4 protein-coding genes are annotated in these 22,397 nt (G+C 68.3%); 3 read left to right on the top strand and 1 reads right to left on the bottom strand.

Translation table 11 applies throughout. From position 1 onward, the window contains the following. Window positions 1-41: 41 nt before the first annotated feature. On the bottom strand, window positions 42-15,518 hold the full coding sequence (locus FZ983_RS22120) for an Ig-like domain-containing protein (protein WP_149225649.1): 15,477 nt from the start codon (window positions 15,516-15,518) through the stop codon (window positions 42-44). Between the two features lie 341 nt (window positions 15,519-15,859). Between FZ983_RS22120 and FZ983_RS22125 the strand changes: the two genes are divergently transcribed. From FZ983_RS22125 to FZ983_RS22135, 3 genes are all read left to right on the top strand, one after another. Further along, window positions 15,860-19,969, top strand: coding sequence for an ATP-binding cassette domain-containing protein (locus FZ983_RS22125; RefSeq protein ID WP_282187021.1), 4,110 nt, complete (start codon window positions 15,860-15,862; stop codon window positions 19,967-19,969). A 42-nt stretch (window positions 19,970-20,011) separates the two neighbouring features. Then, on the top strand, window positions 20,012-21,334 hold the full coding sequence (locus FZ983_RS22130) for an HlyD family type I secretion periplasmic adaptor subunit (RefSeq protein ID WP_149225651.1): 1,323 nt from the start codon (window positions 20,012-20,014) through the stop codon (window positions 21,332-21,334). Between the two features lie 212 nt (window positions 21,335-21,546). Continuing rightward, complete coding sequence (locus FZ983_RS22135; RefSeq protein ID WP_247883909.1) at window positions 21,547-22,374, top strand: alpha/beta hydrolase; 828 nt, start codon at window positions 21,547-21,549, stop codon at window positions 22,372-22,374. Window positions 22,375-22,397 lie beyond the last annotated feature (23 nt).

Genomic DNA, 22,397 nt, shown 5'->3' on the forward strand with positions numbered 1-22,397 from the left:
CGGCGGACGCGCCAACCTTTCGCGCCCGCCGCACGCCCGCATCAGTAGGTCAGCCTTTCGATGTTCTGCAGAACCAGCTGGTGATGGTTCTGGTCCTCCAGCGTGACCGTGGTGTCGGTGTTGAAGGTCAGGCCATGGCCCGAAGGGTCTACGGTGTAGGCAACCCCCTGGGCGTCGAGCTGCTGCAGCCAGTTGCCGCCGACATTGGCGACGAAGGCCCCGACCTCGACCACATCGGTCCAGTTGCCCACGCCGCCGTTGATCGTCAGGTCGCCGTTGCGCGGCGCGAAGATGAACAGGTCGTCACCATCGCCGCCCGACATGCTGGTCGTGGCGCTGCCGGCATAGAGGATGTCGGCGCCCGCGCTTCCGGTCATCGTCGCATCGCCCGAAACCAACACCTCCAGCGCCATGGGGTCGCTGGACAGACCCTGGCCGTCGCTGACGGTCACCTCCAGCGTCCGGGCACCGGTTCCGCCGGGTGTCAGGGCCATGTGGCGGAGGATGTCGGTGTAGGTGGCGGTGGATGCGGTTCCGGTCAGCGAAAGCTGGTGGGTCGCGTCGTTCCAGCTGACCTCGATCCCCGTGCCGGACACGGTCTTGTGGCCGGTGACCGGATCGGTGTCGATGGGCAGGCCGGCCAGATTGAGCGTGTCGCCGGTCTGCGAGCCGGCCGCGATGCGGATCGACATGCCGGACATGACGCTGCTGTCCACGTCGGTGATCGTCGCATCGGCGGCCACCGCCGGATGGTCGGTGGCCCCGGCGGCGATGACGGCGGTTGCGTGGCCGGCGGCCAGGGTCGGCTTGTCGTTCACCGGGTCGACCGTCACCGTCACGGTCCGGGTCACCGCGGCGCTGTCGGCCCCGTCCTGGGCGGTCGCCGTGACCGACAGGGTGACCTGTCCGGTCGCATCGGCCGGCGGGGTGTAGGTCAGGCCCGCAAGCTGCGCGGTGGTGAGGGTCCAGCTGCCGTCGGCATTGTGGGTGCCGTGGTTGAGGCTGGCGCCATCGGGCACGCCGGTGATCCGCACCCCGACCGTTTCCGACCCGTCGATGTCGGTGGAGGCGGCGGTGATCGTCAGCGCGACCGCCGTGTCCTCACGCACGTCGACGGCAGGGACCACCACCAGTACGGGTGTGTTGGCCACAGGTGTCACCGTCACCGCCAGGGCACCGGAGGTGATGGCCGCCGCCGCAGTGCCGTCCTTCGAGGTTGCGGTGACGGACAGGACGAAGCTCTCGCCGCTGTATGGCGCCGGCTTGATCGCCAGCCCCGCCAGCTGGTCCGGCGTCAGCGTAATCGACCCGTTGGACGGGGTCAGCGTATCGCCGGCCATGTTGGACAGGGTGGCTCCCGTCGGGATGTCCTTGATGGTGACGGTGAGCGTCTCCGAGGGGTCGGTCAGCGCCGGAGTGATGGACAGCGGGATCGTCCCGTCCTCCGTCCCCGTGGCGGGCCGGAGGTCCAGGGTCGGCGCGTCGGAGACGGCCGTCACCGTGACCGGCAGCTGCGCCACGATGGAGGCCGGGGTGGCGCTGCCGTCGGTGGAGGTGGCGGTCACGGTCAGGGTGAAGTCGGTGTCGTCGTTCGACGGCGGCTTGATCGCCAGGCCGGAAAGCTGCGCCGCGGTCAGGGTGACGCTGCCGTTGACGACCGTCAGCGCGCCGTTGGCGGTGTTGGTCAGCTGCGCACCCACGGGGATGCCGCTGATGGTGATGCTCAGCGTCTCCGAACCGTCGGTCAGGGCGGAGTTGATGGTCAGCGGGATCACCGCGTCCTCATTGCCCGAGGCTGCGGCCACGGTCAGGGTCGGGGTATCCGACACCGGGTCGACCGTCACGGACAGCGTCTTGCTCACCTCGACCGCAGCGGCGACGCCGTCCTTGGCGGTGGCCTTGACGGTCAGGGTGAAGTCGCTGTCGTCGTTCGATGGCGGCTTGATCGCCAGACCGGCAAGCTGGCCCGGATTGAGCGTGATGCTTCCGCCGCTGATGGTCAGGGTGTCGCCGGCCGTGTTGGTAAGGCTCGCACCGCTCGGGATGCCGCTGATGACGATCGTCAGCGTTTCCGACCCGTCAGTGTCGCCCAGCAACGCGCTGATCGACAACGGGATGCGGGCATCCTCGTCCCCGGTCGCGGACAGGACATCCAGTGTCGGGGTGTCGGTCACCGGCGCGACGGTCACCGGCAGCTGCGCGCTGGTGCTGACCGGGTTGGCCGTTCCGTCGGTGGCGGTGGCCGTGATGGTCAGGGTGAAATCGTCGTCCTTGTTGGCCGGCGGCTTGATCGTCAGGCCGGCAAGCTGGCCCGGGTTCAGGGTCGCCGTGCCGTTCACCACCGTCAGCGTACCGCCGGCATTGCGCAGCACCGCCCCGTCCGGAATGCCGGACAGGGTGATGGTCAGCTGCTCCGACCCGTCGGTGTCAGCCAGCGCCGAGTTGATGGTCAGCCCGATCGCCGAGTCCTCGTTGCCGCTGGCCGCGGCGACCGTCAGGGTCGGGGTATCGGACACCGCGTTCATCGTGACCGGCACGGTCACCACCTTGGTCGCCGTGCTGCCGTTGGACTCGATGCTGACGGCGGTGACGGTCAGCGTAAAGTCCAAATCGCTGTTGGCCGGCGGGGTCAGCGACAGGCCGCTCAACTGGGCCGGCGTCAGGGTCCAACTGCCGTCGCCGTTGCGGGTGCCGGCCGACAGCTGCGCGCCGGAGGGCACGCCGGTGATGGTCACCAGCCCCAGACGCTCCGACCCGTCGGTATCGTAGAGCGCGACCGACAGGTTCAGCGGCAGGACGGTATCTTCCGTCCCGGTGAGCGGACCCGCCGTGATGACGGGCTGGTCTGCGACCGGATCGACGCTGACGCGGAACAGCTGGCTGGTGGTGGCGGTGCCGCCGCCATTCTCCTTCGTCGTCGCGGTCAGGGTCAGGTTGAAGTCGGTGCCGCTGTTGGCGGGCGGCAGCAGCTTCAGCCCGCTCAGCTGCGCCGCGGTCAGGTCGACCGCGCCGGCGACGGGCGTCAGCGTGTTGCCGTTCGCATCGATCAGCACCGCACCGGCGGGAAGGCCGGACAGCACGATGGTCATCGTCTCCGACCCGTCGGTATCGACCAGGGACGCCTTCAGGTTCAGCGCGATTTCCGTGTCCTCGCTGCCGGAGGCATTGGCGACGATGACGGTGGGTGCGTCGGTCACCGGCGTGACATCGACATGGATGTTGGCGGTGGCGGTGGCGGTACTCTTGTTGGAGCTTTCCAGGCTGGTGGCGGTCAGCGTCAGGTCCATGCCGCCGGAATAGTTGCGCGGCGGCGTGACCGTCAGCCCGGACAGTTCCGACGGCTTCAGCGTCCAGGACCCGTCGCCGTTGTTGGAGCCCTTGTTCAGCACCGCGCCGTCCGGCAGGCCGGACAGGATGACCGCCATCGTTTCCGACCCGTCGGTATCCATGAGGTTGGCCGACACGTTCAGGCCAATGGCCGTGTCCTCCGCCCCCGTGGTGTCGCGGACCGTAAGTTTCGGCGCGTCGGCAACGGCCTTGTAGGTGACGTCATGGCTGCTGGTCCACGAGACCGATTCCGCCGTGCCGTCCTGGGACGTGGCCTCGACCTTCACGGTCGCCGTGCCGGAGTAGTTGGCCGGCGGGACCAGTTTCAGATCGGCGCGCGCAGCGGCGGACAGGCCGGTGAGGTCGTAGACGCCATTGCCGTCGTCGGTAAGGCCCGACAGGGTAAAGCCGGCCGGCACCGTCACCTTCAGGGAGGTGATCCGTTCGCCCGCGCCGATCAGGTCGGTAACCACCGCATCGATGGAAAGTGTAGCCGCCTGATCCTCCACGCCTGCTTCGACGATCCTGAAGGAGATGTCGGGCTTGTCGCTGACCGGCGCCACGTTGACCGTCAGGGTTTCGGTCTTGGTCGCCCGGTCGGCGTTGCTGCTCTCGCGCGAGACCGCCGTCACCGTCAGCTGGAAGGTGCCGCTGGCGTCGTCCGGAGGGGTGAATTTCAACCCGTTCAGATCGTCGGGGGTCAGCACCCAGCGGTTGTTAGTGGAATCGTGGTAGCCGGCGGACAGCTTGGCGCCGGCCGGCATCCCGCTGATGACGATGCTGACGAGGGTTTCGGAAAGGTCGGTGTCCGCCAGCGCGGCGGAGATGTTCAGCGCAATGTCCGTGTCCTCATTGCCCGGGTCAGCCTGCACGGTCAGCAGCGGATCGTCGGCAACGGCGGTTACGGTCACTGCCTGGGTCAGGTTCGTCTCGGTGTGGGCGTCGCCGGTGACCACCTTGATATTCAGCGTGAAGTCGGCATCGCTGTTGGGCGGCGGCGTCAGCTTCAGGCCGGCGAGCTTCGCCGGGTCGAGCGAGATGGTGCCGCCGACAACCGCCAGCTCCCTGCCGTCGGCGTCTTTCAGAACGGCGCCGTCGGGGATGCCCGACAACGTCACCGCCCGCAGGTCGGTTTGGCTCTGCAGCCCGGAATCGAGGTTCAGTGAGACGGCGGTATCCTCGGCCGTCGTAAGGTTCGGCAGCCGATTGCCGCCGGGATCTCCGGTGCCGCCGGTCGGAACCGGCGTGGTCCATTTCACATCGAAGGTATCGGTCACGCCGACATAGCGGTCGCCTTCGCTTTCGATGCTGTAGGGCTTGACCGTCAGCGTCATTCTGGCCGTGTCGGTACCATCCGCCACGACATGGGTGATGCCGGTGGCGGTGGTGCTCTTGACGGTCAGCTTCAGCCCGCCGTGGGCCAGCGCGTCGGCATAGTCGTCGGGCGTCAGCGTCCAGGTGCCGTCGCCGTTGTCGCGGCCGTGGGACAGCACCGTGCCCTCCGGCACGCCGGAGATGGTGACCGCCAGCTTTTCCGAACCATCCGTGTCCCGAAGATAGGCGTTCAGGTTCAGCACCAGGTCGGTCGGCACGGCGCCCGTCACCGTGTGGTCGTCGACGTGGTAGGCCTCGACCGCGTTGTTCGTCCCATGCGACACCGGCGCGTCGGCCACCGCGGTGATGGTGACGGTCGGGGTGTAGGTCTTGGTCAGGGAGTCGGTGCCGTCGACCACGGTCACCTTGACGGTGATGGTGAAATCGTCGGCCCGGTGCTCCGGCACGATCAGCCGCAGGTTGCCGAGCTTGGTCGGATCGACGGTCCAACCGCCGCCGGGGTTGGCGGTCAGCGCACCCGCGTCCGTGCTGGTCAGCGTCACCCAGGACGGCAGGCCGGAGATGACGATCGCGGAGATCTGCTCCGAATGGTCAAGGTCGCTGGTGAGCGCCGAGATGCTCAGCGGGATGCCGCCGACCGCATCCTCCAGCGCCTTGGCCTCGATTGCGACCTTCGGCTCGTCCACCTTGGGGTCGACGGTGACGATCAGGTCGCGCGTCTCCTTCAGCGTTCCGCCGGAGGTCACGCCGTTGACTGTAATGATTGGCGCGCCGTTGCTGTCGGTGGTGATGACATCCACCTTCAACGAAACGGTGCCGGCGAAATCCTTCTTCGTGGTCAGGGTCAGCTCGTCGCAATAGGCGACATCCACCGACCAGCGGCCGTTGCCGAGATAGACCAGCCCGCTCTCGTGCCCCGTCGCCAGTGACAGCCAGGAGTCCGCCGGCAGGTTGCTGATGACCAGCGACAGGCGTTCCGACGTGTCGTTGTCGAGCATCACCAGATCGCCGAGACCCAGGTTGATCGCCGTGTCCTCGTTGCCCCGGGCGCTGAGCGCGCCGTTCGGTGTCACCGCATCGGCGACGCCCTGCACCTCGACATGGACGGTCACCGATGTCGCGTCCGCATGGGAACCGTTGGAGCGTTCCGTCGCCCGCGCGGTGAAGATCAGATCGAAGCCGGTGTTGGAATTCTCCGGCGGGGTGATGACCAAGCCGGTCAGCTGCTCCGGCCTGAGGGTTATCGACCCGTTGCTGATGACCAGCGTATCGCCAGCCGAGTTGCGGAGGCTGGCGCCGGCCGGGATGCCACTGATGTGTATGGTCAGCACCTCCGAACCGTCGCGGTCGGCCAGTGCGGCGACCACCGACAGCGGGATCTCCGTGTCCTCGCGCCCCACCGCGTCGGAGGCGGACAGCACGGGCTTATCGGCGACCGCGTTGACGGTCACCACAAGGGACACCGGCGCCGAGGTGGCGGTGGTGGTTCCCTCCACCGAGGTGGCGGTGATCTTCAGCGTCACCGCGCCGGAGTAGTTGGACGGCGGCGTGAAGGTCAGGTTGCTCAACTGGGCCGGCGTCAGCGTCCAGCTGCCGTCGGCGTTGTGGATGCCGGCGGACAGCTTCGCCCCTTCCGGAACGCCGGTGATGGTGATGTGGTCCAGCGTCTCCCCCGTCAGGTCGGACAGCCGGGCGTCGATGGACAGCGCGATGGCGCTGTCCTCGTTGCCGCTGGCCGGCTGGGGGGTGACGATGGGAGCGTCGGCCACGCCGGTGACGGTGATCGTCAGGTTGGCCTTGGCCGAGTTGGCGGTGGAACTGTTCTCCCTCTCGCTGGAGGTGGCGACGACGCCCAGCGTGATGGTGCCGGAAAAGTCCTCCGGCGGGATCAGCCGCAGGCCCGCCAGCTGCGCCTGGGTCAGCGTCCAGGTGCTGCTGCCGTCCGACTGGGTGCTCGCCACCGTGCCCGCGCTGAGGCGCGCGCCATCCGGCACGCCGCTGATCGTGATCAGGCTGATGGACTCCGACCCGTCGGCATCTTTCAGGGTCGGTTTGATGGTGAGAAGGACCGAGGTATCCTCAGCGGTCGAGGCCGGAGCGGCCGTGACTTTGGGAGCGTCGGCGACGGCATCCACGGTGATGGTGCCGGTCGCGGTCTGCACGCGGCTGCTCGCCGTGACGCCGCTGCCGTCGATCGTCCCGACCCTCAGCGTGTAGTTGAGGTCGGCATCGGAATCGGGATCGGTGACGATCTTCAATCCCTGGATCTTCCAGACCCCGGCGGCGGTGTCGTCGGCCTGCAATGCCGCGGTCGGGATCGTCCAGCTGTAATTGCCGCCGGTGGGGTCGTTGGGCGGCAGAAGCGCGCCGTTGAGGTAGAGCTTGGCGCCGCCGGCATCCAGTTGGTTCGACGGGATCAGCAGGGTGATGCTCTCCACCTTCTCCGGGCTGGCGGCATCGACGTCGCTCAGCGTGATGGTGGGGGCAAGGGCGATGCCGCCAGCCAAATCCTCGTTGCCGCGCGCGTCCAGCGTGGTGATCTGGAACGGGTCGGCGACCGGGGCGACCGTGATCGTCTGAACGGCGGTGGACGTGCCGCCGAAGGCGTCCGTTACCGTGAAGGTGAAGGTGTCCGTCCCGCTGAAATGGGCGTCGGGGGTGTAGGAGAAGCTGCCGTCGGCATTCACCACCAGCGTGCCGTGCGTCAGGCGCACCGGCTGGCCATTGTCGCCCGGTCCCTTGTAGGTCAGCGTATCGTCGGTGCGGCCGTTGGCCGTGTCCTGGTCGGTCGCCCCCAAGGTGCCGGTGACGGCGGTGTCCTCGTTCGTCGAGGTGGTGGCCGCCGTTGCGGCCGGAGCATAGTTCAGTGCGGTGCGGACGCTGACCGGCTGGCCGTCGACGTAGAGTTCCAGCTTTTCGAAATCCGCCACCTTGATGCCGAGCGCGGACAGGGTGGCGGCGTTGGCGACGTCGGTATCGGTCATCGCGGCGGTCGGACTGGCCGCCGTCTCGATCCGGTCGCGCAGTGTGCGCAGGTCGGCCAGGATCGCGGGATTCGACAGCTGAGCCGTGGTCAACATGACCCGGAAGGTGTCGATGCCGGTATCGCCGTCCTGAAGTTCGGGACTGGTCGAGGTGCCGCCGTCGGTGCCGACGGTGAAGACCGACAGGTCGTCACCCGCCCCGCCCCACACGCTGTCGACGCCGGCCCCGCCGGTGATGGTGTCGTTGCCGGCGCCGCCGATCAGGATGTTGGCGACGCTGCTTCCGGTGATCACGTCATCGAAGGCCGAGCCGGTGACGTTCTCCAGGTTGCGGAGAACGTCGGCGCCGTCGCCCGTGCCGACACCGGTCGTCAGATTGGCATTCACCGGACCCGCGGAGGAAGCGTAGGTCACCGTGTCGTTGCCCTCGCCGCCGTCGATGGTGTCGTTGCCGGGGCCGCCGGCCAGCAGGTCGTCTTCGGTACCGCCGTCCAGGCTGTCGTCGCCCAGACCACCGAGCAGGGTATCCTTGCCGGCACCGCCGAAGATGGTGTCGTTGCCGGCGCCGCCCTCCAGGCTGTCGTCGCCCTTCGGGGTATTGGTGAAGCTGATGGTCAGCGTCTTGGCCGTGCTGTCGGCGGTGCTGGTGTTTTCCTGCTCCTTCGACGTGGAGACGACGGTGAGGGTGATGGAGTTGTTGGCGTCACCTTCCGTGGCGGTCAGCGTCAGACCGGACAGCTGGGCCTCTGTCAGGGTCCAGGTACCGTCGGCATTCCGGGTGCCGGCGCTGAGCGTTGCGCCGGTCGGTACGCCGGAGATCGTCACCTTGGAGATGGATTCCGACCCGTCGGTGTCCTTCAAGGCAGCGGTGATGGACAGCCCCGTGGTGAAGGTTCCGGAACCGTCGCCATAGATGACGTCGTCGCCGCTGCCGCCCAGGATGGTGTCGTTGCCCGCACCGCCGGACAGCGTGTCGGCATTGTCGGTACCGGTCAGCATGCCGTTCTGGCCGACGGCCAGATCGTAGGTGACGGGCGTGACGGAGACCGTCGGCGTATCGGCAACCGCGACGACGGTGACGGCCAGCGTCTTCTGGACCGGAACAGGGGAAATCTCCCGGTCAAGGGCCGTTGCGGTGACGGTCAGGATGAAATCGTCGCCGCTGTCCAGCTTCGGCTTGATCTTCAGGCCGGCCAACTGCTCCGCCGTCAGGGTGATCGAACCGTTGGTGACGGTCAGCGTGCCGTTCAGCGTGTTGGACAGGGTGGCGCCGCTGGGAATGCCGCTGATGACGATGCTCAACGTTTCCGACCCATCCAGATCGGTCAGGGCGGAGGTGATGTCCAGCGCAATGGTCGTGTCTTCGTTGCCGCTCGCCGGGTTTACGTCCAGCGTCGGCGTATCGGTGACGGGATTGACCGTCACGACCAGGTTTTCGGTCTTGGTCGCTTCCTGCGCGCTGCCGTCCTTGGAGACCGCGGTCACGCTGAGCGTGAAGTCCACATCGCTGTTCGGCGGCGGCGTGACCGTCAGCCCGGCAAGCTGTTCCGGCGTCAGGGTGATCGAGCCGTTGGTGACCGTCAGCGTACCGTTCAGCGTGTTCGCGAGCGTGGCGTTGTTGGGGATACCGCTGATGCGGATGGTCAGCACCTCCGACCTGTCGGTGTCGGTCAGGGCCGGATTGATCGTCAGCGGGATGGCATTGTCTTCGTTGCCGGTCGCAGCGCTGACGGTCAGCGTCGGCGTGTCCGACACCGGGTTCACCGTCACCACAAGCGGCTCGCTCTTGGTCGCCTCGACGGCGCTGCCGTCCGTGGCAATGGCGGTGACGGTGAGCGTGAAGTCACGGTCGCTGTTCAGCGGCGGCGTGATGGTCAGACCGGTCAGCTGGTCCTTGGTCAGCGTCCAGGTGCTGGTGCCGTCCGTCTGCGTGCTCGTCCTGGTGCCGGCGCTGAGCGTCGCGCCCGAAGGCACCCCGGCGATGGTGATGCTCAGCGTCTCGGACCCATCGGTATCCGTCAGGGCCGGGTTGATCGTCAGCGGGATGGCATTGTCTTCGTTGCCGGTCGCAGCGGCGACGGTCAGCGTCGGGGTGTCCGACACCGGGTTCACCGTCACCACAAGCGGTTCGCTCTTGGTCGCCTCGACGGCACTGCCGTCCGTGGCAATGGCGGTGACGGTGAGCGTGAAGTCACGGTCGCTGTTCAGCGGCGGCGTGATGGTCAGACCGGTCAGCTGGTCCTTGGTCAGCGTCCAGGTGCTGGTGCCGTCCGTCTGCGTGCTCGTCCTGGTGCCGGCGCTGAGCGTCGCGCCCGAAGGCACCCCGGCGATGGTGATGCTCAGCGTCTCGGACCCATCGGTATCCGTCAGGGCCGGGTTGATCGTCAGCGGGATGGCATTGTCTTCGTTGCCGGTCGCAGCGGCGACGGTCAGCGTCGGGGTGTCCGACACCGGGTTCACCGTCACCACAAGCGGTTCGCTCTTGGTCGCCTCGACGGCACTGCCGTCCGTGGCAATGGCGGTGACGGTAAGCGTGAAGTCACGGTCGCTGTTCAGCGGCGGCGTGATGGTCAGGCCGGTCAGCTCGGCCGGAGTCAGAGTCCAGGTGCTGGTGCCGTCCGTCTGCGTGCTCGTCCTGGTGCCGGCGCTGAGCACTGCGCCCGAAGGCACCCCGGCGATGGTGATGCTCAGCGTCTCGGACCTGTCCGTATCCGTCAGGGCCGGGTTGATCGTCAGCGGAATGGCATTGTCTTCGTTGCCGGTCGCAGCGGCGACGGTCAGCGTCGGCGTGTCCGACACCGGGTTCACCGTCACCACAAGCGGTTCGCTCTTGGTCGCCTCGACGGCGCTGCCGTCCGTGGCAATGGCGGTGACGGTGAGCGTAAAGTCACGGTCGCTGTTCAGCGGCGGCGTGATGGTCAGACCGGTCAACTGGTCCTTGGTCAGCGTCCAGGTGCTGGTGCCGTCCGTCTGCGTGCTCGTCCTGGTGCCGGCGCTGAGGGTTGCGCCCGAAGGCACCCCGACGATGGTGATGCTCAGCGTCTCGGACCCGTCCGTATCCGTCAGGGCCGGGTTGATCGTCAGCGGGATGGCATTGTCTTCGTTGCCGGCCGCAGCGGCGACGGTCAGCGTCGGGGTGTCCGACACCGGGTTCACCGTCACCACAAGCGGTTCGCTCTTGGTCGCCTCGACGGCACTGCCGTCCGTGGCAATGGCGGTGACGGTGAGCGTGAAGTCACGGTCGCTGTTCAGCGGCGGCGTGATGGTCAGACCGGTCAGCTGGTCCTTGGTCAGCGTCCAGGTGCTGGTGCCGTCCGTCTGCGTGCTCGTCCTGGTGCCGGCGCTGAGCGTCGCGCCCGAAGGCACCCCGGCGATGGTGATGCTCAGCGTCTCGGACCCGTCCGTATCCGTCAGGGCCGGATTGATCGTCAGCGGAATGGCGCTGTCTTCATTGCCGGTGGCGGCCTGGACGGTCAGGGTCGGCGTATCGGTGACCGGATCGACGGTGACGCGCAGCGTCTCGCTCTTGGTCGCCTCTGTCGCCGAGCCGTCCTTGGCGATGGCGGTAACGGTCAAGGTGAAATCGACGTCGCTGTTCAGCGGCGGCGTGATGGTCAGGCCGGTCAGCTGAGCCGAAGTCAGAGTCCAGGTGGTGGTGCCGTCCGGCTGGATGACGGACGTTCCGGCACTGAGCGTTGCGCCAGCCGGAACACCCGCGATGGTGATGCTCAGCGTCTCGGACCCGTCGGTGTCGGTCAGGGCCGGGTTGATGACCAGCGGAATGGCGCTGTCTTCGTTGCCGGTGACGTCCTGGACCGTCAGCGTCGGTTTGTCGGTTACGGCGTCGACGGTGACCCGCAGGGTTTGGGCGACCGAAACCGGGGCCGCGACGCCGTCCTTGGCGGTGGCGGTCACTGTCAGGTCGAAATCGACGTCGCTGTTCAGCGGCGGCGTGATCTTCAGCCCGGCCAGCTGCGCCGGCGTCAGGGTGATCGACCCGTTGCCGATGACCAGTGCGTCGCCAGCCCTGTTGGACAGGCTGGCGCCCGCCGGAATGCCGCTGATGGTGATCGTCAGCGTTTCCGACCCGTCCGTGTCCGTCAGGGACGGATTGATCGAGAGCGGGATGGCACTGTCTTCATCGCCGGTCGCAGCGCTGACGCTGAGGGTCGGCGTATCGGTCACCGGATCGACGGTGACGCGCAGAGTCTCGCTCTTGGTCGCCTCAGTCGCCGAGCCGTCCTTGGCGATGGCGGTGACGGTGAGCGTGAAATCGACATCGCTGTTCAGCGGCGGGGTGATGGTCAGGCCGGCCAGCTGCGCCGGAGTCAGAGTCCAGGTGGTGGTGCCGTCCGGCTGGGTAACGGACGTTCCCGCGCTGAGCACTGCGCCCGAAGGAACACCGGCGATGGTGACGCTCAGCGTCTCCGACCCGTCGGTGTCCGTCAGGGCCGGGTTGATCGTCAGCGGAATGGCGCTGTCTTCATTGCCCGTGACGGCCTGAACGGTCAGTGTCGGAGTGTCGGATACGGGATCGACGGTGACGCGCAAGGTCCGGCTCACCGGCACGGCGGCGGCGACACCGTCCTTGGCAATGGCGGTGACGGTCAGGGTGAAGTCGACATCGCTGTTCGACGGCGGCGTGACGGTCAGGCCGGTCAACTGTGCCGGAGTCAGAGTCCAGGTGGTGGTGCCGTCCGGCTGGGTAACGGAAGTGCCGGCGTTGAGCGTTGCGCCAGCCGGAACGCCGGCGATGGTGATGCTCAGCGCCTCGGACCCGTCCGTATCCGTCAGGGCCGGATTGATCGTCAGCGGAATGGCGCTGTCTTCATTGCCGGTGGCGGCCTGAACGGTCAGGGTCGGCGTATCGGTGACCGGATCGACGGTGACGCGCAGAGTCTCGCTCTTGGTCGCCTCAGTCGCCGAGCCGTCCTTGGCGATGGCGGTGACGGTCAGGGTGAAGTCGACATCGCTGTTCGACGGCGGCGTGACGGTCAGGCCGGTCAGCTGGGCCGGAGTCAAAGTCCAGGTGGTGGTGCCGTCCGGCTGCGTGACGGAGATGCCGGCGCTGAGGGACGCCCCCGCCGGAACACCCGCAATGGTGATGCTCAGCGCCTCGGAGCCATCCAGATCCGTCAGAGCCGGATTGATCGTCAGCGGGATAGCAGTGTCTTCGTTTCCGGTGACGTCCTGAACCGTCAGCGTCGGAGTATCCGACACCGGGTTCACCGTCACCTGCAGCGCTTCGGTCCTGGTCGCCGCAACCGCCGCGCCGTCCTTTGCGGTGGCGGTCACCGTCAGGGTGAAATCGACATCGCTGTTCAGCGGCGGCGTGATCTTCAACCCGGCGAGCTGCTCCGGCGTCAGGGTGATGGAACCGCCGGTGACCGTCAGCACCCCGTTCAGATCATTGGCGAGGGTGGCGCCGGTCGGGATGCCGGCGATGGTGACGGTCAGCACCTCCGTGCCGTCGGTATCGGTCAGCGCCGGGCTGATCGACAGCGGGATCGCCGTGTCTTCATTGCCCGCCGCGGCCTGGACGGTCAGCGTCGGAGTGTCCGACACGGGGTTGACGGTCACCGACAGCGTCTCGCTGACCGAAACCGGGGTGGCGACGCCGTCCTTTGCGGTGGCGGTCACCGTCAGGTCGAAATCGACATCACTGTTCAGCGGCGGCGTGATCTTCAGCCCGGCCAGCTGCGCCGGCGTCAGGGTGATCGATCCGTTGCCGATGACCAGCGCGTCGCCGGCGGTGTTGGACAGGCTCGCTCCGGCCGGAATGCCGCTGATGGTGATCGTCAGCGTTTCCGACCCGTCCAAATCCGTCAGGGCGGGGTTGATGACCAGCGGAATGCCGGTGTCTTCGTTGCCGGTCGCCGCGGTGACGCTCAGCGTCGGCGTGTCGGTGACCGGATTGACCGTGACCAGCAGCGGCGCGCTGGTGCTGGCGGGATCGGCTCCGCCATCCCGCGCGGTGGCGGTAACGGTCAGGGTGAAGTCGACATCGCTGTTCAGCGGCGGCGTGATCTTCAGGCCGGCCAACTGGCCGGGCGCCAGCGTGATGGTGCCGTTGCTGATCGTCAGGGTATCGCCGGCCGTGTTGCGCAGGCTGGCGCCGACCGGGATGCCGCTGATGGTGATGCTCAGCGATTCCGAACCGTCCGTATCGGTCAGCGCCGGATCGATGACCAGCGGAATGCCGGTATCCTCGTTCCCGGTCGCGGCGGTGACGCTCAGCGTCGGCGTGTCGGACACCGGATTGACGGTGACGCGCAAGGGCGCGCTGGTGCTGACCGGCGTGGCGGATCCATCGGTGGCGGTGGCCGTGACGGTCAGGGTGAAGTCGGTATCGCTGTTGTTCGGCGGCGTGATCGACAGCCCGGCAAGTTGCGCCGGGGTCAGGGTCGCAGTGCCGTTCACCACCGCCAGCGCGCCGCCGGCATTGCGCAGCACCGCCCCGTCCGGAATGCCGGACAGGGTGATGGTCAGCGTCTCCGAACCGTCGGTGTCGGTCAGGGCCGGGCTGATCGTCAGCGGGATCGCCGTATCCTCGCTGCCGCTCGCCGTCTGGACGGCCAAGGTCGGCATGTCGGAGACCGGGTTGACCGTGACCAGCAGCGGAGCGCTGGTGCCGGCCGGAGCCGCGGAGCCGTCGGTGCTGGTCGCCGTCACCGTCAGGGTGAAGTCGGCGTCGCTGTTCAGCGGCGGGGTGATCGCCAATCCGACGAGCTGGCCTGGCGCCAGAGTGATGGAACCGTTGGCGATCGTCAGCGTCTCGCCGGCCGCGTTGGTCAGGATCGCGCCGGTCGGAATGCCGCTGATGGTGACGCTCAGCGTCTCCGACCCATCGGTGTCGGTCAGGGCCGGGCTGATCGTCAGCGGAATCGCCGTGTCTTCAGCCCCCGTGGTGGCGGCGACGCCCAGCGTCGGGGTGTCGGACACCGGATTGACGGTGACCGGCAGGGTGGCAGTGACGCTGGTCGGGGCCGCGGTGCCGTCGGTGCTGGTCGCCGTGACGGTCAGGGTGAAGCTGTCGCCGCTGTTCGGCGGTGGTGTCAGGGTCAGGCCTGGAACCTGCGAGGAGGTCAGCAGGATGGTGCCGTTCACCACCGTCAGGATGGTGCCGGAGGCGTCGCGCAGGACCGCTCCGTCCGGAATGCCGGACAGGGTGACGCTCAGCACCTCCGTCCCGCCGGTGTCGGTCAGGGCGGCATCGATGTTCAGGGCGATGGCCGTGTCTTCGTCGCCGGACACACCGTTCACCGTCAGGTTCGGCGTGTCGGACACCGGGGCCGGAGTCCCGGCGGCATCGTCGCCGGTGGTCTCCGCCGCATCCTGGACAACGGGCGCCGCAATGTCGGGGAGGACCCCGTCGTCGATCACCTGGTCGGGCGTCTCCGGCATCGGGATGTCGGACAGGGCGGCGGGCAGTTCGGTGAAGGCCGTGGTCGTGCGCACGTTGGACAGCAGGTCCACCCGCTCAACCGTCGTGGCGGCCGATTCGCGGCGCTCCTCCGTCGAGAGCCCCGACCCTTCCGGTCCGGAGGGGCCGGAGCCCAGCGTGCCTTCCGTGCGCAGCACGTCGCCCGCCAGCAGGGCAGCCACCGCCGCCTGATCGGTGGCCACCGCCACCGACTCGCCAACCACCTCGCCGGTCTGGACGACGCCGCCGATCATAAGCTCCTCGGCGCCGCGATAGTCGGTCTGGACATAGCCGAGCGTGTCGTCCGGCCGCTGGAGTTCCACGGAACTGGCCTCGTGGATCACGCCGCTCAATCGGGTCGCGTCGACCTGCTGCAGGAGGGTCAGATCGTCCAGGATCTGACGGTCGTCGACCGCCTGGGTGTTGCCCTGAACCGCTTCCTCAGCCATCGGACCGCTCCATAAGTCGGGTGCAAATTCGCGCCACGCTACTCGTCACGATCCTAGGTTCTAGTCCTCTTAGTTGCTTGTGATAAGAAACTTCCTGTGATGATTTTCAACAGCTTGGCTGACGTCACCGCAGCCACTGCCCCGGCATCCATAGGCATACAAACGACTGAAAAACGTTTTGAAATAACGGTTTAGTGCCTCTTTCGCGCAGTTTCGAAAGGGCTGCGCGCAGGATGCTTTGTCCCTCGGTTGCCTTTTGTTGCTATTCGTCGATTTACCTATCACTAGCAATTATGCTGTTGATTGTCTGCTCGGTTAACCCTGTGCCCAGGTTGGTCGTTTTGCAGTCCGCATCCCCGTCTGCCACCCGCATCGAACAGTCCGCCGCTTCCGCATCGGCGAAGATTGCATCGGCGAAGTCTACTGCCGCCCGCGACAGGGCGGCGGAGAAGGCCGCGCGCCGCCTGCTGTCCGGCATGCTGGGTCCGCGCCGGGACCGGGCGATGCTGGTGCTGGCCTCCTTCGCGCTGAACGTCTTCGGGCTGGCGCTGCCGGTGACGCTGCTGCATGTCTACGACCGCATCCTGCCCAACGAGTCCTACGGCACCATGCTGCTGCTCGGCCTCGGCTGCGGCGCTGCTGCGGTGATGGAGGCGATCCTGCGGGTGGCGCGCTCGGCGCTGACCACCTGGATGGGCGCGCGGATCGAACACCGGTCGAGCGCGTCGCTGATCGACCGGCTGATGCACATGCCGCTGAACGCCTTCTCCCAGCAGGGGATCGGCACCCATTTCGAGGTCTACCGCGCCATCAAGATGGTGCGCGAGTTCTACTCGGGCCAAGCGCTGCAATCGGCGATCGACATCCCTTTCGCCGCGCTCTACCTGGGCCTGATCGCATTGCTGGCCGGCTGGCTGGTTCTGATCCCGCTGGGCGTGCTGGCGCTGTTCCTGGTGGTCGGCGCCGTCCTGGGCCGGCGGATGCGCCGGGCGCTGGAGAACCGCCATGTGCTGGAGGAACGCCGCCTGAACTTCATCAGCGAGGTGCTGAGCGGCGTCCACACGGTCAAGGGGCTGGGGGCTGAAGCCGGCCTGCTGCGCCGCCACGAGCGCCTTCAGCAGGGCTGCAGCGAGGAGGACTTCAACGTCGCCCGGCTGAGCGGGTCCGCCTCCGTCGTCGCCACCACCCTGTCGCAGGCGACGATGATGCTGGTGGTCATCCTGGGCAGCGTTTCCGTGATCGACGGGATGATGACGACCGGCGTTCTCACCGCCTGCTCGATGCTGGCCGGCCGCTGCGTCCAGCCGGTCCAGTCCCTGTTCGACCGCTGGGTGCGCTATCAGTCGGTGTCGCTGTCGCTGCGCCGCATCGGCCATGTCCTGTTGGAGGTCGGGTCCGACGGCGGCACGCTGCGGGCCGGGACCGGGGCCGGGGCCGCCGCCGCGGTGGCGGAACCACTCGTCCCCGGCACGATCGAGATGGACAAGGTCCGTTTCGCCTACGACCGCGGGCCGGAGATCCTGACCGACCTGTCGCTGACCGTCGGACCGGGCGAGTTCCTGGGCGTCGTGGCGACCAATTCGACGGGCAAGACGACCCTGCTGCGCCTGATCCTGGGCGTGCTGCGGCCGAACTCCGGCGAGGTGCGGGTGGGTGTGCGCAGCACGACGGAAACCGACGCCATGATCGGCATCGGCGGCGTCGTCTATGTCGGCGAGCATCCGGAGCTTTTCAAAGGCACCATCCTGCAGAACCTGACGCTGTTCGACCCCGGCCGGGCCGATCTGGCGATGGAGGTCTGCCGGCGCCTCGGGCTCGACCGCCGCATCGCCAGCCTGCCGCAGGGCTACGAGACCATCGTCGGCGATGCCTCGCAGGAAGCGCTGCCGCGCGGTGCCCGCCAGATGATCTGCCTCGCCCGCGCCCTGGTCCGCGAGCCGGCGGTGCTGCTGCTGGACGAACCGAACTCCTCCCTCGACACCGAATCCGACAAGCTGTTCCGCCGTGCGCTGGAAGAACTGCGCGGCAGCGTCACCATCCTGCTGGTCACCAGCCGCCCGTCGCTGCTGACGCTGGCCGACCGGGTGGTGCAGATCGTCGACGGCCATGCGGTCAGCCGCGGCCCGTCCGGCAACGAGACCATGGGCAGCCCGCCCGCTCTGGTCGCCACCAACCCCGGCACGCCGCCGGCCGGCGGGTCCGGCGCACCGGATGCCGAGCCCATCCGCGCCGCCCATGACGACGGCGACATCCTGCGCCGCCGGCTGGCGGAAGCCTCGGCGGTGGGCGCCTGCATGGTGCCGCTGCTGGATGCGCTCGGCTGGCGCGGCGCCCCGCAAACCCTGGCGGAAGCACTGCCCCACTTCTCCGAGGTTCAGACGATCGAGGAGCTGTGCGACGTCCTCCAGCGCCTGCATTTCGAGGGGCGCAGCCTGCGCATCGACCTCGCGCGGCCGGACCCGTCGCTGATGCCCTGCCTGTTCCGCGCCCGCGACGGCGGCGTCTACACGCTGCTGTCCGCCGACGCCGACGGAGTCGTCGCCTTCAGCGGCCAGTTGCGCGAGAGGGTGACGCTGAATTACGGCAAGGGCACCGCCTATGCCTTCACCGCGCCGGAGACCACGGCCGGCGCCGGGACACAGAACTGGGTCGGCACGGTCATCCACGGCTATGTTCCGCTGCTGTGGGCGGTGCTCGGCTTGAGCGCCGTCATCAACCTGCTGTCGGTCGCCGCGCCGCTGTTCACCATGGCGATCTACGACAAGGTGATCGCCACCGGCTCCTTCGACACGCTCGCCACCATCGCCGTCGGCGCGGCGCTGGTGATCGGCGGCGATTTCGCCCTGCGCCAAATCCGCGGCCGGGCGCTGGCCCATGCCGGATCGCGCATCGCCCGGACCATCAGCAACGCCACCATCGACCGCATCCTGATGCTGCCGGTGGGCATGAGCGAGCGCGCCGCCATCGGCACGCAGATCGCCCGGGTGAAGGACCTTGAGTCGATCCGCGACTTCATCAGCCAAGGACAGGTCGCGGCGCTGTTCGACGTGCCCTTCGCCCTGTTCTACCTGGGCGTCATGGCCGTTCTGGGCGGGCCGCTGGCGTTGGTGCCGCTGGCCGCCGTGCTGATCACCGCCGCCATCGGCGCCGCCGTCCATCCGCTGGTGCGCGCCCGTACCGGAACCACCGCCCGTGCCGACACCGAACGGCAGGAATTCTTCGTGGAAATGGTCGCCAAGATGCCGGCGCTGCGCGCCATCGGCGGGCTGGCCCATTGGCGCGACCGCTACGACCGCCTGTCCGCCCGAACGGCGCGGTCGGGCCACACCGCCGCCAACCTGTCGGCCACCCATGCGGCGCTGGCCGGCCTCGTCGTGCCGGTCGCCGGTCTCGCCACCGTCGGCGTCGGCGCGCTTCAGGTCTTCACCGGTGCCATGACGCCGGGCGCGCTGATGGCGTCGATGATGCTGCTGTGGCGGGTGATGGTGCCGCTGCAGACCGCCGTCTCCATGCTGCCGCGCATCGAGCAGCTGCGTGCGAACGCCCGCCAGATCAACGGCCTGATGAGCATCCGGCCGGAGCGCGAGCCGCGCTGCGCCACCCTTCAGCCGCGCAAGCTGAAGGGTGAGGTGTCCTTCTCCCGCGTTTCGCTGCGCTACCGCAACGATGCCGATCCGGCATTGGTCGGCGTGTCCTTCTCCGTCAAGCCGGGGCAGATCGTCGCCATCGTCGGGTCGGACGGCGCCGGCAAATCGTCGCTGCTGAAGGTGATGCTGGGGCTCTACGCGCCGCAGGCCGGCAATGTGCGCATCGACGGCGTCGACATCCGCCAGATGGACCCGATCGACCTGCGCAAATCGGTCGGCTATGTCCCGCAGGCCAGCGCCCTGTTCTACGGCACCATCGCGCAGAACCTCCGCTTCGCCGACCAGACCGCGGACGACTCCGAACTGCGCTGGGCGCTGTCGCTGGCCGGTGCCCTGGACGAGGTGGAAGCGCTGCCGCGCGGTCTGGACACCCGCATCGGCGACAACCAGTCGCTCCGCCTGTCGCCCAGCCTGACGCAGAAGATCTGTCTCGCCCGCGCCTATATCCGCCGGCCGCGCATCCTGCTGCTCGACGAGCCGGCCAGCCGGCTGGACTTCGAGGGCGACAGGGCGCTGCATGCGGCGCTTTCGGCGCTGCGCGGGCACAGCACCATCTTCCTGGTCACCCACCGGCCGAGCCACCTGACGCTGGCCGACACGGTGCTGACCATGGATGCCGGCATGATCGCCCCCGCCAGCCCGGCCGGCGGCCTGCCCGGCCCCCGGCCCATCGGTCCGGGCACGGGTCCCGGCGCCGGCCCGGCCGGCGGCGGCGGCAGCGTCGCCAACACCATCGCCGGAGCGCTGCTGGGCGGGATCGGGCTGCAACGCCCGCCCGGCGGCGTCGCCACGCGCCAGCATTGATCCGCCTCCCCCACTCCTCTCCGATCCCGTGTGAACCGCAAGATGGCCGCTTCAGACCTCGCCCGCCCCACCGGCAAATCGCTCAGCGCCGACGATGCGACGCTGTCGCTGGTCCGCGCCACCATCGTCGTGCTGGTCCTGCTGATGGCGGCGCTGCTCGCCTGGGCCACGCTGATGCCGGTGAAGGAGGCCGTCGTCACCGCCGGACAGGTGGTGCCGTCCGGAAACGCCCAGGTGGTCCAGCATCTGGAAGGCGGCATCGTGTCCTCCATTCTGGTCAAGGAAACCGATCTGGTGGAGGCCGGCCAGCCCCTGATCGTCTTCGATCCCAAGCAGGTCCAGGCGGAGCGGGAGCAGATGAACGCCCGCCTGCTGACGCTGGAACTGCGGGCGGAGCGGCTGCGCGCCTTCGCCGCCGGGCGGGAGCCGGATTTCGTGCGCGTCGCCGGCACCGACACGCCGCAGACGGACGCACAGATCGGCGACCAGCGCCTGATCTACGACACGCAGCGTCAGGCCCGCGACACCGCCATCGCCGTGCTGCGCGCCCAGGTCTCCCAGCGCGAGGCGGAACTGGCGCTGTATGAAGGCCAGCTCGCCAGCATCAAGGATCAGATCACCTTCATCACCGGCTCGGTCGACATCCGCAACAAGCTGGAATCGATGGGCCTGTCGTCGAAGTTGCAATCGCTGGAGACCCAGCGCGAGCAGTCCCGCCTGATGGGCGAACAGCGGCGGATCGAGGGGCAGATCATCGCCACGCATCAGGCGATCACCGAGGCCGGCAACCGCATCCTCGACCAGACGGCCAAGCTGGCGCAGGACGCGGTGAACGAGATGGGCACCGTCACCGCCGAGATCGCCCAGCTGCGCGAGGCCCGCGCCAAGTTGGACGACCGTTCCCAACGGCTGACCGTGCTGTCGCCGGTGCGCGGGCTGGTGCAGGACCTGCGCGTCAACACCATCGGCGCCGTGGTGCCGGAGGGCGGCGTCCTGATGCAGATCGTCCCGGTCGACCATGAGATGACGGTGGAGGCCCATGTCACCCCGCGCGATGTCGGCCACCTTCATGTCGGGCAGGAGGCGACGGTCAAGGTGCTGACCTACGACTTCGCCCGCTATGGCGCCGTCACCGGCAAGCTGCTGCGCATCTCCGCCTCAACCTTCCTGGACGAACAGCACCGCCCCTACTACAAGGCGGTCATCGCGCTGAACCGCAACCATGTCGGCCGCGACGACGTCCAGCACCCGGTTCTGCCCGGCATGACCACCCAGGTGGAGATGACCACCGGCGAGCGGTCGCTGCTGGAATATCTGCTGAAGCCGATCTACTTCGCCCTGTCCGACAGCTTCAACGAGCGGTGAGGATCGCCCTGCGCCGGCCCCGCCCGACAATTGGCCGGCGATTGTTCGTCCCAGCCGAATTGTGTTGCCGCTGACCCGGTATTTATTAGTACGCCTACGGGAGCCACACTCCACCGCACTGCAATGCGGGAGGGGTGCCACGGCACCGGACGGCTATGGGACGGTCGACGAGGACACAAGCGACGGGTACGGAGCGCGGCGGGGCACAGGGCGTGGCGCCCTGCCCCTTCGCGGTCGATGACCGGACCATCGCCGGCCATGCCCAGGACATCCGGCTGCGGCTCTACCGGCCGCTGATCGGGCTGGCGGTTCCGGCGCTGCTCTATCTGCATGGCGGCGGCTTCACCTCCGGCTCGCTGGAGGAGGCGGATGAGACGGCGGCGGCCATCGCCGCCGGAACCCCGGCGCTGGTGGTGTCGGTCGGCTACTCCCTGGCCCCCGCCCACCCCTTCCCCACCGCCGCGCAGGATGCCTACCGCGCGGCGGTGTGGACTGCCGACGCGGCGCCGTCCCTGGGCGTCGCCCACGGCGGGCTTGGCGTCGTCGGCTATGATGCCGGCGGCCACGTCGCCGCCTCCCTGACCTTCCTCGCCCGCGACCTGGGCGGGGTGAGCCTTGCGGCGCAGGCGCTGCTCGGCCCGATGCTGGACCCCAGCCTGACGCGGGCCAGCCGCGGCGGCATCGGCGATGTCGACGGGAAGGCCGGCGCTACGGCCCGGCTGCTCGACAGCACCATCGCCGACTGCGCCCGCTGTTACCGCGCCTATCTGCCGGAGGCGGCGCAGCGGCTGCACCCCTATGCCGCGCCGCTGGAATCGCGCCGGCTGGGCGGGTTGCCGCCGGCTCTGATCGTCACCGCCCAGAACGACATGCTGCGCACCGAGGCCGAGCAGTATGCCGCCGGCCTGATCGCCGCCGGCGTGCCGACCGAGGTCACCCGCTTTCCCGCCATCTCCCACGACGCCCTGCCCGGCCATCGGCCGGCCCTGCAGGCCGTCACCGACTTCCTGCGCCGCCGGCTGCCCGCCGCGCGCGCCTGACATTTTCCTCCCGTTCCGGAGAC

Origin of the sequence: Azospirillum sp. B21, from assembly GCF_008364825.1 — a bacterium.
Lineage (GTDB): Bacteria > Pseudomonadota > Alphaproteobacteria > Azospirillales > Azospirillaceae > Azospirillum.